Source organism: Alteromonas sp. ABD4_190, assembly GCF_056160105.1.
The window spans coordinates 228587-243476 of record NZ_JBSWWN010000002.1 but is presented as its reverse complement, the minus strand read 5'-3'; the positions used below and the strand labels follow the sequence as shown (position 1 = coordinate 243476).

14 protein-coding genes are annotated in these 14890 nt (G+C 42.0%); 11 read left to right on the top strand and 3 right to left on the bottom strand.

Features of this window, described 5'->3' with window-relative positions:
- Nucleotides 1-9 precede the first annotated feature (9 nt).
- Nucleotides 10-714, top strand: a complete 705-nt coding sequence (locus ACXAFM_RS18640; RefSeq protein ID WP_474831727.1) for an SDR family NAD(P)-dependent oxidoreductase — start codon at nucleotides 10-12, stop codon at nucleotides 712-714.
- A 139-nt stretch (nucleotides 715-853) separates the two neighbouring features.
- Here the strand turns inward: ACXAFM_RS18640 and ACXAFM_RS18635 are convergent, their stop codons facing one another.
- Nucleotides 854-1684, bottom strand: coding sequence for an HAD family hydrolase (locus ACXAFM_RS18635; protein WP_474831724.1), 831 nt, complete (start codon nucleotides 1682-1684; stop codon nucleotides 854-856).
- Between the two features lie 190 nt (nucleotides 1685-1874).
- Entirely contained in the window at nucleotides 1875-2465 is a 591-nt protein-coding gene (locus ACXAFM_RS18630) for a hypothetical protein (protein WP_474831721.1), read from the bottom strand.
- A 679-nt stretch (nucleotides 2466-3144) separates the two neighbouring features.
- Between ACXAFM_RS18630 and ACXAFM_RS18625 the strand changes: the two genes are divergently transcribed.
- The 5 genes from ACXAFM_RS18625 (at nucleotide 3145) to ACXAFM_RS18605 (ending at nucleotide 9526) form a co-directional block, all read left to right on the top strand.
- Nucleotides 3145-4191: a DNA topoisomerase IB gene (locus ACXAFM_RS18625; protein WP_474831719.1), complete on the top strand. Its 1047-nt coding sequence runs from the start codon at nucleotides 3145-3147 to the stop codon at nucleotides 4189-4191.
- Nucleotides 4192-4559: 368 nt separating this feature from the next.
- Nucleotides 4560-6074 (top strand): sodium/proline symporter PutP, encoded by a 1515-nt coding sequence (gene putP / locus ACXAFM_RS18620; RefSeq protein WP_474835862.1) that lies wholly within the window; start codon nucleotides 4560-4562, stop codon nucleotides 6072-6074.
- 16 nt (nucleotides 6075-6090) lie between these two features.
- A complete protein-coding gene (proB, locus tag ACXAFM_RS18615) occupies nucleotides 6091-7200 on the top strand; it encodes a glutamate 5-kinase (RefSeq protein WP_474806981.1) in 1110 nt (369 codons plus the stop codon).
- Entirely contained in the window at nucleotides 7197-8444 is a 1248-nt protein-coding gene (locus tag ACXAFM_RS18610; RefSeq protein ID WP_474835775.1) for a glutamate-5-semialdehyde dehydrogenase, read from the top strand. The genes proB and ACXAFM_RS18610 overlap by 4 nt, the downstream gene beginning before the upstream one ends.
- A 131-nt stretch (nucleotides 8445-8575) precedes the next feature.
- Nucleotides 8576-9526, top strand: coding sequence for a mechanosensitive ion channel family protein (locus tag ACXAFM_RS18605; protein ID WP_474835773.1), 951 nt, complete (start codon nucleotides 8576-8578; stop codon nucleotides 9524-9526).
- Nucleotides 9527-9616: 90 nt separating this feature from the next.
- Here ACXAFM_RS18605 and ACXAFM_RS18600 read toward each other — a convergent pair whose 3' ends face one another.
- Nucleotides 9617-10171: an HNH endonuclease gene (locus ACXAFM_RS18600; protein WP_269916549.1), complete on the bottom strand. Its 555-nt coding sequence runs from the start codon at nucleotides 10169-10171 to the stop codon at nucleotides 9617-9619.
- 354 nt (nucleotides 10172-10525) lie between these two features.
- On the opposite strand from ACXAFM_RS18600, the gene pnp reads away from it, so the two are divergent.
- From pnp to ACXAFM_RS18575, 5 genes are all read left to right on the top strand, one after another.
- On the top strand, nucleotides 10526-12637 hold the full coding sequence (gene pnp / locus ACXAFM_RS18595; protein WP_474831702.1) for a polyribonucleotide nucleotidyltransferase: 2112 nt from the start codon (nucleotides 10526-10528) through the stop codon (nucleotides 12635-12637).
- 160 nt (nucleotides 12638-12797) lie between these two features.
- Complete coding sequence (locus tag ACXAFM_RS18590) at nucleotides 12798-13091, top strand: DUF1244 domain-containing protein (RefSeq protein WP_012518312.1); 294 nt, start codon at nucleotides 12798-12800, stop codon at nucleotides 13089-13091.
- A 269-nt stretch (nucleotides 13092-13360) separates the two neighbouring features.
- A complete protein-coding gene (locus ACXAFM_RS18585; protein ID WP_474831700.1) occupies nucleotides 13361-13873 on the top strand; it encodes a hypothetical protein in 513 nt (170 codons plus the stop codon).
- A 157-nt stretch (nucleotides 13874-14030) separates the two neighbouring features.
- Nucleotides 14031-14492, top strand: coding sequence for a hypothetical protein (locus ACXAFM_RS18580; protein WP_474831698.1), 462 nt, complete (start codon nucleotides 14031-14033; stop codon nucleotides 14490-14492).
- Nucleotide 14493: 1 nt separating this feature from the next.
- A complete protein-coding gene (locus ACXAFM_RS18575; RefSeq protein WP_474831695.1) occupies nucleotides 14494-14859 on the top strand; it encodes a hypothetical protein in 366 nt (121 codons plus the stop codon).
- Nucleotides 14860-14890 lie beyond the last annotated feature (31 nt).

The window sequence follows — 14890 nt, the reverse complement described above, 5'->3', positions numbered from 1 at the left end:
TGTATTGGTATGACGAAAAACGTATTAGTAACTGGTGGCAATCGAGGTATAGGCCTGGAAATAGTGAAAGGGATGCTGTCAAAAGGTTACAAAGTATTGATGGGGTGTCGAGATGAAGAGTCAGGCCTTGAAGCTAAAAAGGAAATAGTAGGTGGGGATTTACATGTTATTGAATTGCCTCTTGATAACGAAACCGCCATTGTAGACGCGTTTGTGCGTGCTGAAGCCGTGTATGGCCCTATCGATATTCTGATAAATAACGCGGGGATATTAGACGACACCGATTGGAAAGAAGTAAATTCTGAAAGTTTGGCGAAATCTATGCAGGTTAACGTGAGTGCGCCACTAACGCTTATTCAACAAACCTTACCGCAAATGATTGAACGAGGGTATGGCCGTATTATTAACGTAAGTTCCAGTTACGGTAGCTTTGCGGAAGGCTTAAAAGGGCCTTTGTGCTATGCAGTAACGAAAGCCGCCATTAACGCTCTTACTGTGAAGATGGCTGCCGAGGTCGATAAAGCTGCAGATGGCAGAAATATTGATGTTACGGTAAACAGCATGACGCCTGGCTGGGTGCATACTCGAATGGGTGGCAGCGACGCGCCTAAAACTCCAGAAGAAGGTGCGGATACCGCAATTTGGCTAGCTACTATGGAAGAAGGCGGCCCTCACGGACAGTTCTTAAAAGACAGAAAGCCTATCGAATGGTAATTTGATGGTAGCCTAATGCGTATAGACTCTCGGCTACCATTACTTTTAGGTTTCCCTGGGCTAGAGGCTTTTCCGGGCTAAAAGACTTTCTACGGTTCAAGGCTTTAGAAAAGGCTCTAGGCTTTGTTTACCGTAGTGCCTAGAGTGAGAATCGCTCTCTTAAAAAGCGAGCGATGCCATCTTCATCGTGATGCCCTATTACAGAAGTAGCGGCATCTTTGATGTAAGGTTTTGCGTTTGAAGGTGCATAAGCTTCATCTGCAAGCTTAAACATACTTAAGTCGTTATCACTATCTCCAAAAACAATAACGTTGCTTGCATCTAATTGATTGCGTAATGATTCAACTGCACTGCCTTTATTAGCAAGGTTGTGATGCACATCCATCCAACGGTACTCATCACCTTCAATCGCAGGGCCAGAATAGGCTATTAATTCATCATGCATGTTTAGTTGCTTGTAGATGTCATAAACAAGCGCTGCATCACCAATCATACTGATATTGGTAATGTGAGCATCAGCGGGTAAGGTTTCGATGGGGGCAAGCCGAGCTTTTGTTCGCGAAAAGTATTTTTCGATTAAATCGAGTTCTACCTGATGTTTCGGCGCTGAATGATAGATCACGTGCTCGTGGTTAGGGCTGTCCATATTCACAGTGTTGATGAACGGCGTGATATTGTTTTTGACTGCGTGCTCAATTATGAGATTAACTTCACTTGGGGCGAGCAGGTTTTCTAGCGTTAAAGCGTTACCGGTTGGGTCCCATATGGCTACGCCATTATTATAGATATGAGGCAGAACAAAAGACTGATCCTTCAGCACAAACTGCGCTGAATGCATTGTGCGCCCTGTAGCTACCGTAAAGGCAATGTCCTTTTTACTCAATAAGCCCAAGGTCTCTCTTGTGAAAGAAGAAATTTCTGAAGACTTATTTAACAAAGTCCCATCTAAATCAAAAAATATCAAATCCATACAATTGGTGCCTAGTCTTTCTTTCAAATTGCTACAAACCAAACGTTAAAGGGCAATATACGCGAAATTCGGTATATTGCCCTTCAATATCTTTTAAGAAGCGAGTTTTAAGTCGCAAGCTCAATCAACAATTAAATACTCTAACACATTCTGCCGTTTGGCACGCTTTCATGTCATGTAATTAATTTCACTACCGAATTGATTCAACCACGTTATCGCTATGCTGCTTTAATACTTGCGACACCTTTGATGATGATTGAGACTTTCTAAGATTAATCACTAACGCCACTTTGCCATAGCGAACTGCATGCCTCACTGTTTGTATCACTTCGTTTCTATCCGGACGCAAGCCGATTAACCCAGCTACGAACAGCCCAATGAAGAGGCCAGGGCTAATTAATGCAATGTAGGTAAACAACGGGTTTTGCTGCGTAAGCGCTGGCCCAAATTGAGTTAGCAGAAAAGCGGCAATTAAACCTGCTACAAGACCAAGCGAACCAAGAAGAAGGTGAGAAGACCACATGCTCTTTCCAATTGATTCGCTGTTTCGCTCTAGCTTTTCGCTTAACTTAGGGTCGCCGGCCTCTATAACCTCTATTTGAGACGGTTCAATCGATGTTCTGTTTTGCACTATCTCTAGTACTTCTCGCACTTTCTCTTTTGAACTAAATACGGCAGCCACTTGTAGCTCATCGTTAGAGACGACATTAGCCCTTAAGTTCTCATGCTCGCTACTCTTAGCGCTTTCTGAATCAAGCTTGTTCGAATTCTGAATACTCATGGTTAAATCCTTGACTTCTTTCTTGGACTCTCTAATTAAATTCACTTAATTAGTTCAACGGGTTACTTGCCGATAATCTGTTTCACATAAACCTCGCAAGTAACTATTTGCAGATGTCTCTTTCAACTGTCTGCAGCTATTCACTATTTGTAATTAACTATTCAATTTGTATTCCGCTGAAGTACGAGTAGCGCTAATACTTTAGTTTAATTTGTAAGGTGGTATTATATAACTAACTGAAAAGTAACGATATTACATGTTCATTACATATGATTTAGTTAATAAAAGGGCGGGCTATCGACCACAAATACTAGGGATGTCGGTGCCTCTACCAGCTTTACGGGTGAGGATGAGGGGAGATACTGCGATTATTTTACACGGGATGTGAAAAATTGTTACAGCGTAGGTTGAAAGCCATTGTTGATAGAAAAAGCTCCGGGTAGATAAAGCTCTGGGTAGATAAATAAACTCGCGAAAGGTTTTAAGGCGAGTGATCAATTACCTTATTGTAGCTGTAAATTCTACTTATAGATAAGCACTATTGTGCGAGGGGAAACTGACCTTTCCACCAAAACGCAACGGCATGTCAGTATTGAAGCAAAGCCGCCCTTAACGCGTGCCCTCATAGCTATTCAATTATTATTGTTTGGGCCAAGTAAGGCGAAAGGAGTAAATAAAAATGGAAAGGACTAAAGGCTACTGCAATGTGTATTCAGACGATAGCCACCTGACAATTAAACGCATCCCTTGCGGGAACAAACGTTTTTACTATCGTTATAGCAGTGGCAAAAAAGTAACAGGCGAGCGGGTGATTAAACGTATTAAAAAGCTTGTTATTCCACCCAATTGGCAAAACACTTTTATCAGCCGTGATAGTAAAGCCAGTATTCAAGCCGTTGGCTATGATGAGAAAGGGCGCAAACAGTATATTTACCATGATAAATGGCACGAACAACAGCAAGTCGTAAAATTCGAGCGACTGCTTGCTTTCGGCAACGCTCTTTCTGAATTTCGAGAACACTGCCTTTCTTTGATTTCACAACCAACGTGGACACAAGAACGCGCCTGTGCGCTGGTATGCCTTCTGCTTGATTACACAGGTGCGAGGGTAGGCAATGCTCAATATAGCAAAGAAAATGAAACGTACGGGCTAACAACCTTGCGGCGTAAACACGTGCAATTACAGTGTGAGGATAGTGTTGAACTTGCGTACATAGGAAAGCATGGTAAACCAAGAACTTTAAAGGTTAATGATCCTGAACTTGCCTCGCTGATTTGCGATTGCGCTCAGCAGCAAGGCTATTGCCTTTTCCGCTATCAAGATAAGAGCAAGCATTGGCACGATATCACTAGCGAGGACGTAAATGCGTTCATTCACGAAGAGTTAAGCGAGCAGTTCAGCTGCAAAGATTTTAGAACCTGGGCTTCTAGTCGTTTCGCATTAACCAACCTTCCTTACGTCTATGACCAAGTTAGTAATTCCAGAACCAAAAAGTGGGAAAGCACATTAAGCAAGGTCGTCGCCGCAGAACTTGGAAATACGCCCACAGTATGCCGAAAATATTATATTCATCCGAAGCTATTTACCGTTAAAAACGATAAGAAAGCGTGTGAGATGCTTATAGAAAAGGTGCGTTCACTAAATAACGAAGATTGTACACAACTAACCCAATTGTTGCCTGTAGAAAAGCTTCTTTTGGATGTTATTTCATCTGAATGTGCGTAACAAAGCATTTTTAATGAAAATGTTTTAGCTGATAGTAAACTTGTGCTTTTTCTATGCTTTAACCGCTAAGTTAAATTGTTCCATGAATAAGTAACGTTTTCTAATATACTGAATAATATAATTAAAATATCTTTGCTTTAAATTAAAGTACTGTGAAACATGGTTGGTGTTAATTTAAACATCAATGCTGTTTAAACTAAGTTGTTTAAAAATTAAACTTGAAATTTTTTGTCAAATCCTTATATTGTTAGAGCTCTAATGATTATTGTTCGATTTAATTATTTGCATCGACATGTGTTGTTGCAAAGGTTCAGAACGGTAAATCATTGACGAGTTTTCGAAGAGCAATAGAGGAAATAACTAACGTTATGCCAATGGAAAGTTACCTGTCACTAGCCGTTTATTTTATAGCGATGTTGGGGATAGGATTGTTTGCTTACCGACAATCTACCAGTGATATTTCTGGTTATATATTGGGAGGGCGACAAGTAAGCCCTCAAGTTACCGCACTGTCTGCGGGTGCATCTGACATGTCAGGTTGGATGTTAATGGGTCTTCCTGGCGCCATGTATTTAACCGGTTTTGACGCGGTATATATCGCGATAGGCTTGGTTGCTGGTGCTTTAGCTAACTATTTACTAGTAGCGCCTAAACTTCGCGTTTATACCGAAGTGGCTAATGACTCACTTACTGTGCCTGAATTCTTTGCCAAGCGCTTCAATAAGCCAAATTCAAGCTTACGAATCGTTTCGGCGGTAATCATTGTACTGTTCTTTACACTTTATACATCTGCAGGGTTAGTAGCAGGCGGTAAGCTGTTTGAAAGTGCATTCTCGGTCGATTACCAACTGGGCTTGTTTATCACTCTAGGTGTTGTGGTGTCTTACACACTCTTGGGTGGGTTCTTAGCAGTGAGCCTTACAGACTTTGTGCAAGGGTGCATTATGTTTGTGGCATTGGTTTTAGTGCCAATTGTCGCATTTACCGAGTTTGATAGCGTATCGCAAATGACAAGCGCCGCTTATCAATCTGTACCGAATTTTTCAGAATCGTTAGAAACGCTAACGATAGTCGGTTTGCTTTCAAGTTTAGGATGGGGCTTAGGTTATTTTGGCCAGCCACACATTATCGTGCGGTTTATGGCAATTCGCTCTGTTAAAGCTATAGGCACAGCACGAAATATTGGCATGTCGTGGATGACAGTGACAATTATTGGTGCGTTAGCTACAGGCTTTGTAGGCATTGCTTATGCTAACCAGTTTGGCCTTGCAGTCGACGACCCAGAGACGATATTTATTATTTTCTCGCAGTTGCTTTTCCATCCATTAATTAGTGGATTTTTAATGGCAGCAATCTTAGCGGCCATCATGAGTACAATTTCGTCGCAGTTATTAGTTAGCGCAAGTTCGTTAACAGAAGACATTTATCGCGTAATGGTAAGTAAAAAGTCGCCTGAAAAATCGTTAAGTGAAAAGCAAACGGTAACAATAGGGCGATATGGTGTAGCAGGTGTGGCTGTAGTTGCATTGCTGTTAGCCATGGATGCGTCGAACACAATTTTATCTTTAGTAAGTAACGCTTGGGCCGGTTTTGGCGCCGCATTTGGTCCATTAGTACTGTTTTGTCTGTATAAAAAGGACCTGACAGCGAAAGCGGCAATGGCGGGTATGATTAGTGGTGCGGTGACCGTACTGTTTTGGATATATGCGCCTGTTTTAGCTGACGGTAAAACGTTAAGCAGCGTTATTTATGAAATTATTCCAGGGTTTGCGGTAAGTACGTTAACGCTATACATGGTAAGTCGCCTTAGCGAAAATCCATCGTCGAACGTACAAGAAACGTTTGTGCAAGCCAGTGAAGAATTAGCGAATCAACAATCTTAAGGTTAAAAAGTTTATTATGAGTCATCCTAATTGGAAACGCGTAGTCATCAAAGTAGGTAGTGCACTAATATCGCCCAACCAGCAAGGTTGTAGCAGTCATTATCTTTTGAGCATTGCGCAATTTATCGTGCGATGCAGAGCTAACGGTACACAGGTTGTACTCGTGTCTTCCGGTTCTGTCGCAGCGGGTGCGCACCTGTTTCCAGAGCAAGAAAAGTCAGATATCGCGGTTAAGAAAGCCATGGCAGCGGCGGGTCAAACCGAAATGATTGCCACGTGGGACAGACTGTTCGATTTTCCGTCTGCCCAGATGCTACTTACCCATGCTGACCTAAGAGACAGAGAGCGTTACGTAAGTATTCGTGAAACCATATTCAGTTTGTTAGACAACAACATTCTGCCTATTGTGAACGAAAACGACACTGTAACTACCGACAAATTGAAGGTTGGTGACAACGATAATTTATCGGCCATGGTAGCGTCTGCAGCTGAAGCTGATGCACTGATCATCTGTTCAGACATTGATGGGTTGTACGACAAGAACCCACATGAACATGACGACGCAAAACTGCTTAAATCGGTTGATACCATCGATCAGAGCGTTTACGACATGGCTGGTGGTGCGGTTAAAGGCGGTGTTGGCACCGGTGGTATGCGCACCAAAATTGAAGCGGCCGAGAAAGCTGTTTCGCATGGTATAGATACATATATTATTAACGGCTTTACTGAACTGTCGTTTAATATGCTGCTAGCAGGTGAAAACCCTGGCACGCATTTCAAACCTCACGCCAAGCCAATGCAAGAGAATGTGCATTGGATGCGCCATACGTCAAATGCGCAAGGTGAGGTGATAGTAGAAGGCGATTTCGACGACTCTTTACATACTGACGCAGAGCAACTAACAAGTAGCGAAATTATAGACGTGAAAGGTGAGTTCTCGGTAGGCGACACCATATTGGTACGTAAAGAAGACGGCACTAAATTGGTGAAAGCCAAGTCGAACTACAGTAGCTGTTTATTGAATTTTATTGCGAATCAGGAAAGTGAAGAATTTGCCCACGAGTTTGAGGAAAAAACAGGGCCAATTATTTCTGATCAGCACATAGCAAATCTGGAGAAAGAATGAGTATTATTACAGAGTTAGCACAACAGGCGAAAAAAGCTGCACGTACACTGGCAATTCTAAGTGAGAGCCAGAAAAACGCGGTGTTAACTGATATGGCCGCGGCAATTCGTGAAAATAAAAGCAAAATTATTGAAGTAAACGAAAAGGAAGTTGCGCGCGCTAAAGAAAATAATTTAGATGCAGCCATGATTGACCGCCTAATCCTTAACGATGAGCGTATTGAATCAATGGCTGAAGGCATTGAGGTTATCGTTGAGCTAGACGATCCGGTAGGCAAAGAGCGTGTTATTGGTACGCGCCCTAACGGAATTGAAATTAAGAAAATGCGTATACCGCTAGGCGTTGTGTGCATGATTTATGAAGCACGACCTAATGTTACCGCTGACGCTGGCGCATTGTGCTTTAAATCAGGCAACGCTGTGATTTTACGAGGCGGTAAAGAAGCCCTTGATACAAGTTTAGCTATTGCTGAACTTATGCAAGACGTGCTTGAAAAGCATAACTTGCCTAAGGCGCTAGTTACCGTTGTACCGAACCCAGACCGCGCATTAATGCAAGAGCTAATGGAACAACGCGACTACATCGACGTTATTATTCCACGTGGTGGTGAAGGCCTTATTAACTACGTAACCGATAACGCTAAAGTACCGGTTATCCAGCACTTCAAAGGTGTATGCCACCTTTATGTAGATAAAGATGCTGATTTAGAAAAAGCTATGGCTATACTTCTAAACGGGAAAACTCAACGTACTGGTGTATGTAATGCACTTGAAGGGTTGGTTGTACACCAAGCTGTTGCGGGCGATTTCTTACCTAAAGTGGCCGATGCTTTTAAAGAGAAAGGCGTAACGGTTCACGTAAACGAAAAAGGTAGCCAGTATTTCGACGGCGCTGACGTAATTTCAGAAGACGCTTACGGCGAAGAATACCTTGGTTTAGAAATCGCAATTCGCGTTGTTGATGACTTCGAGGGTGCTGTCGATCATATTGCTCAATTCGGTAGTAACCACACAGAAGTTATCGTTACTGAAGATGCTGAGAAAGGTAAGCTATTCCAACGCGCAGTAGATGCAAGTGTGGTAATGGTTAACGCGTCTTCACGCTTCTCTGACGGCAGCCAGCTTGGCTTAGGTGCCGAAATTGGTATCGCTACAACTAAACTACATGCTTACGGTCCAATGGGCCTAGAGTCGTTGACTTCAGAGAAATACCTAGTGAATGGTGAAGGCCAAATTCGCGACTAAATAATACTTGTTGCAACTGGTCGGCATTGTGCCGCAGGTTTACATGCTTCATAATGAAAAGCGCTGACATTCGTCGGCGCTTTTTTATTTTCATTCAAAGATTTACCCTCGCCAGTACAGACGGAGCATACATGGAGATTGTGATAGACCCCACGCAGTTATGGAATCAGCTTATTGCGTTTGCCAGTGAGTATAAACTGCTGACATCACTACTACTTTTAATTGTATTGCACTTCTCTAAAAAAGGTGTGTTGTTGCTGATAAGACGCATCAGTTCTCAGCGCGGGGAAGATAGAAGAAACCAGATTAATATTTTAGAGCAGTTAGGGAACGCTTTTATCATCATTGTATTGATGATGGTGTGGAGCTCTGAAATACAAACACTCGCTATATCCATTGCTGCATTTATGGTTGCCATAGTGCTTGCCACCAGAGAATTCATTCAATGTTTTATGGGCTTCATTTACTATCTAGGGGCAAGGCCATTCAGGGTAGGGGACTGGATCCAAATGAATAATATCATTGGTGAAGTAGTAGAAATGGACTGGGCAAAAACTGCGCTTCTAGAAGTTGACCCGGAAAGCTTCAACTACACGGGTAAACACGTTTACGTACCTAACAGTCAGCTAGTTACCCAAACCGTGCGTAACCTTAACTTTATGCGCCGCTATCGTTTGCACTCGTTTGAAATTGTCAACGAACCTACGGTAAATGCCTATAGCTTGTTACCCGCTTTTCACGCTCGCGCTCAAGCGCACTGTGAATACTTTCGCGATGTAGCTGAGCGTTACAAAGGCTTAATTGAACGCCATTTAGAACAAGAATTTATTCGTATAGACCCAGAAGTTGAGATCAAAACTAATGAACTGGCGAAAGTAGTGGTAAAGGTAAGTCTTTTCTGCCCAACAGCGGAAGCTCATGAGCTAGAACATAAGATGTGCTCTGACTGGTTAAGCCTGTGGTTTAGAGCGCAAAAAGAAGAGCAGACTATGCTAATGCAACAGCAAAGCGAGATTGGTAACAGCAATCCTCAAGCGCAAGCTACTACAGAACAGCAAGCGACAACGAGTACAGGGTTGTAATACTTAACAAAGGAGCGACCTGTTTTCGAATTTATCGGTCGCTCAATGCTTTTTGTTGCCATTTACTCGTTGTATTTTATCCGCCACATTTCATTCGTTACATGTCCATTCCCGCTGGTGGGAAAAATGCCCTTCTAAAAACGCCATCTGATCTGCCAGTATACGTCTGTTCATTAAATAAAAACGCTCGTAAACATTAGGTCTAAACGGCACAGCGAGTAAAGGCATATTCGCTTCTTCAGGTGTTTTAGCGGCTTTAGCATGATTACATCGCTGACAAGCTGTGGCTACGTTCGTCCAGATATCTTTTCCGCCGCGAGAGCGAGGGATAATATGGTCTCGGGTAAGTTGTTTAGGCGTAAACTTATTGCCGCAATACATGCACAAATAGCTGTCGCGTCTAAACAAATAGCGGTTGGTAAGGGCAACTTTGCCAGATAAATCTGTTACCTTGCCGTCGCAAGCGATAATACTTGATAGGGTAAGTTCGCTTTGCAGCCCTTCGTGATTCCAGCCACCTTTAAGGGTTATGGCATCGCTGCCTAGCTCGAATAGCACCTTGTCCTGACTGTAAAGCTTTGCGGCTTGTTCAACATCTATCCACTCTTGTGGCATGCCTGCTTTATTAAGTCGAAGTACCAACATGGTTATCTCCTTAGCACACTAATATTAGACGTTCTTGTTATGAATAATCTTTATTGCCCGCATCTTTATTACCAGTATATGGTTCACAGCATTAGTTACGGGGTGTTTCTTTGTTCGCTTTTTGTTCTAGCATACGCTGTTTTGTGTCAGTATGATGAAAATATAGTCAATAATTGAAATTTCACAGATATTTCATATAGTCATGGTGCTATGGTTGATAGCGATTTTTCGCAAATTCACTAAATAAATTCCACGCGGGGCTGTATTTGGCAATGGCATTACAGCTACTTCAAAGCTATACTATGCGCCGCGTTTAAAAGCGATAAAATAAAGATTGAAATTAAAGGACAAATAGTGACTCCTATTACTAAATCATTTCAGTATGGACAGCATACTGTAACTCTAGAGACGGGTGTAATTGCTCGTCAGGCGACAGCTGCGGTTCTTGCGAGCATGGACGACACGTCTGTACTGGTAACAGTAGTTGGTAAAAAAGAAGCCAAGCCAGATCAAGACTTCTTCCCTCTAACAGTAAACTACCAAGAAAAAGCGTATGCTGCGGGTAAAATCCCAGGTGGTTTTTTCAAGCGTGAAGGTCGTCCATCTGAAGGCGAAACATTGACAGCGCGTCTTATCGACCGCCCAATTCGCCCATTATTCCCAGAAGGCTTCAAGAACGAAGTACAAGTTGTTGTTACTGTAATGTCTGCTAACCCAGATATCCCTACCGACATCATCTCTATGATTGGTACTTCTGCAGCGCTTGCTATCTCAGGTATTCCTTTCAACGGCCCAATCGGTGCGGCTCGTGTTGGTTATAGCAACGGCGAATACATTCTAAATACACGCGCAGAAGAGCAAGCTGAAAGCCAGCTTGACCTTGTTGTTGCGGGTACTGAAGGTGCAGTACTTATGGTTGAATCAGAAGCTGACGTGCTTTCTGAAGATACTATGCTAGGTGCGGTAATGTTCGGTCACGAGCAACTTCAAACTGTAGTTAACGCAGTTAATGAATTTGCTGCTGAAGTTGGCACTGAGAAGTGGGACTGGGCACCAGAAGCAGAAAACACTGCACTTAAAGATAAAGTTAAAGCACTAGCTGAAGCTGAAATGACAGCGGCTTACCAGATTTCTGACAAGTTAGAGCGTAAAGACGCAGTAACTGCAGCAACTGATAAAGCACTAGAAGCTATCCTTGCTGAAGACGAAGAGCAAGACAAGAAAGAAGTACTAGACCTTCTTCACGAACTTGAGTCTGACGTAGTACGTTCACGCATCCTTTCTGGCGCGCCACGTATCGACGGTCGTGAGCCTGCAATGATTCGTGCTCTAGACGTAGCAACAGGCATTCTTCCTCGTACTCACGGTTCTGCACTATTCACCCGTGGTGAAACGCAGGCAATTGTTGCTGCTACTTTAGGTACAGAGCGTGATGCACAGATGATTGACGAGCTTCAAGGTAAGCGCGACAGCCGTTTCATGCTTCACTACAACTTCCCTCCATACTGTGTTGGTGAAACCGGTATGATTGGTTCGCCTAAGCGTCGTGAAATTGGTCACGGTCGTCTAGCGAAGCGTGGTATTCAAGCAGTAATGCCAAGTGAAGAAGAATTCCCGTACGTAGTACGTGTGGTTTCTGAAATCACAGAATCAAACGGTTCATCTTCAATGGCGTCGGTATGTGGTACTTCACTAGCGCTTATGGATGCAGGTGTTCCAATTAAAGCGTCTGTTGCGGGTATCGCAATGGGCCTAGTTAAGAGTGACGACAACTTTGTTGTACTTTCAGACATCCTTGGTGACGAAGATCACCTTGGCGACATGGACTTTAAAGTAGCGGGTACTACCGAAGGTATTACTGCACTTCAAATGGACATTAAGATTGAAGGTATTACTAAAGAAATCATGCAAATTGCGCTTAAACAAGCAAAAGAAGCACGTTTGCACATTCTTAACGTAATGGACGAAGCAATTGGCGGTCACCGTGAAGAGCTAAGTGAATTTGCTCCACGCATTTACACAATGAAGATTGACCAAGACAAGATTCGTGACGTTATCGGTAAAGGCGGCGCAATGATCCGTCAAATTACTGAAGAGTCTGACACTAACATCGAGATTGAAGACGACGGTACTATCAAAATCTTCGCGACAGAGCGTGCGAAAGCAGACATCGCTATTGGCAAGATTGAGCAAGTAACGGCTGAAATTGAAGTTGGTAAGACTTACAACGGTAAGATTACACGTATTGTAGACTTCGGTGCGTTCGTAGAAGTACTTCCAGGTAAAGAAGGTCTTGTTCACATTTCACAAATCGCTCACGAGCGTGTGAACAAGGTTACTGACTACCTTAAAGAAGGTGAAATGGTTGACGTTAAGGTTATGGAAATCGACCGCCAGAACCGTGTACGTTTAAGCATTAAAGAGCTTCTAGAAAAGCCTGCGCCTAAGTCTGACGACGCAGAGTAATATCAATTAGGTTTAAACCTAGTTAGTTATGTTTAAGTAAAAAGGGAGCTTGGCTCCCTTTTTTCGTTATAGGTTTTAAAAGAGGTAGCGGGTTGGATTATTCCCGTTAATCCATACATTTAAACCATAACGAACAGCGCTTTTTTAGAGGTATTAGATAATGGATAAGCAAACGCAAACCGAAGTTGAAGCAGCGGTATTCCGCCGCTTAGTAGAACACCTAGACGCAAATAAAGACGTTCAGAACATCGATCTGATGATTTTGGCGGATTTCTGCCGTAATTGCTTGGCAAAATGGTATTCAGCCGCTGCAAGCGAGCAGGGCGCTGATATCGACTACGAAGCCGCACGCGAAGTGGTATATAAAATGCCGTATTCAGAGTGGAAAGAGAAGCATCAGCTTCCTGCTACTGATGAGCAGTTGGAGAAGCTGGCTGCTAGGCAGGGGAAGTAGTTTTTAGTTAGGACGAAATTTGTTTTTGTGTTTTGAAAGCCAGCTTATGCTGGCTTTTTTGGTTTTGGGTGTGAAGGAATGCAGTGTTAGTTTGTGTTCGGTGATTTGGTGTTTTTATAATGAGGTTAATAAAAGGCAGTACGGTTTTTCTTTATTTTTCTGTTGGTTGTGAGGTATTGTAGTTCTAAATACAAGGACAGGTTCCCGAAAGTTGTGCGGATTAGCATGATGGTTTAGGGACGAGTAAGCTGTTAGGAGTTTTTCAAAGTATGGATGCAATCTTCAAATTAATTACTGATTCTCATGTGATTATCCAAGGAGCTTTAGGCTCTGCACTTTTTTGGTTGATATTAGTTATAGGGCAATACCTTTTTAGCTTTATCGGAACAAAAATAACTTTTGTTAACGCGGCCTATAAAAAAGAAACCCTTTATAGGGAATATATGCAGAGAAAACTAACAAAGGGAGATATGCGTCATGAAATAATTTCAATGTCCATGTATCAAGCTTTAAGCTACTTACTTCGAGGTTTTGTATTTCTTGGCCTTGGTTTTATCATGAGTGAATTCATCCCTTTAAGTAACTCTATTGGTGGTCTTGGTTTTTTGTTTTATTTATTCAGAGCGTTAGGGTGGTTGAAACCTTTCTATGTTGGAGCTAGAGAGACAGATCTAGAGCTGTGGAAAAGAATAGAGGAAATTGAGCAAGAGCTCTTTGGCTCAGTCAATGATGATACTAAAGATAAGCTAAATGAGTTAGCGAACTCCAAACAAAAAAATTAAGTCACTCACTGCGCTCACTGGGAAGCATAAATGCGGGTCGGCTCCGCCATTATGCCACATGCCTGCGCCCCTTATTTAAAAGTTATAGCTATTTCTAATTTCGGTGAACATTTATAGTTTTCGGCATAATTAAAAGGTAAAAATAGTATTTACTAATATGGATAAATTGAATGCACTAACAAGCCTGTCTTTATCTGAATATGGAAGCTGGGCATCAATAATAGGGATTGCCGTTTCAGTATTTACTTTACTGATGGTCTTTACCATAAAAAAAGAATTTTTTTTTCGCTCAAGAGTGGAAGAGTACTCAGAAACACTTACTAAGATATCTTCTGATATAACTGCTAGCTTAATTTTCTATGAGAAAAATCAAGATGATATAGATGAACTCATTGCATTAGCAGACGTTACATTAAGATCCGCTAAAAAAGGAGCATCTGGCGATTTGTTATCGGATATCAAATCAGCACGAAGAAGAGTTTGGTTATACAAAACTAGAAATTTTATTGGATGGAAGTTTAAGCCTGAGTCTAAACACGCTCGAAATGTATCCAAAGGAATTAATGTTGTAATTGCTGAATTACATAATGTAAAAAAAGAATTGATGGCTGGAAAATGATATGGCAACACAGAAAGAATTTGTAAAGCTTGTGGATACTTTGATTGAGTTTACTCAAGAAAAAAAAATAACTTGGTTGAGATCTGACGCGCCCAATTCGTTATTGCTAAATGGTAACCAGATTAATCACGTTTATACCACGAAATATAAAAACAAGAATTTACGTGTGTATGAAGAATTGTATAAATACTATACCGATGAAGATGTGTTTCATATGCGAGCGAGAACAGTAATCAGTTTTATTGATGGTGATAACTCTATCTTTGATTTCCCACAAACGTCGAATGCTTGGGATTTATTAAAAGCAATTCAATACCGTGATGTCGATATTGATGGTTTTATGAATGATATACTCGATGACTTATAGCTATAACAAGTTGTTCAGGTAGGATTCGTAA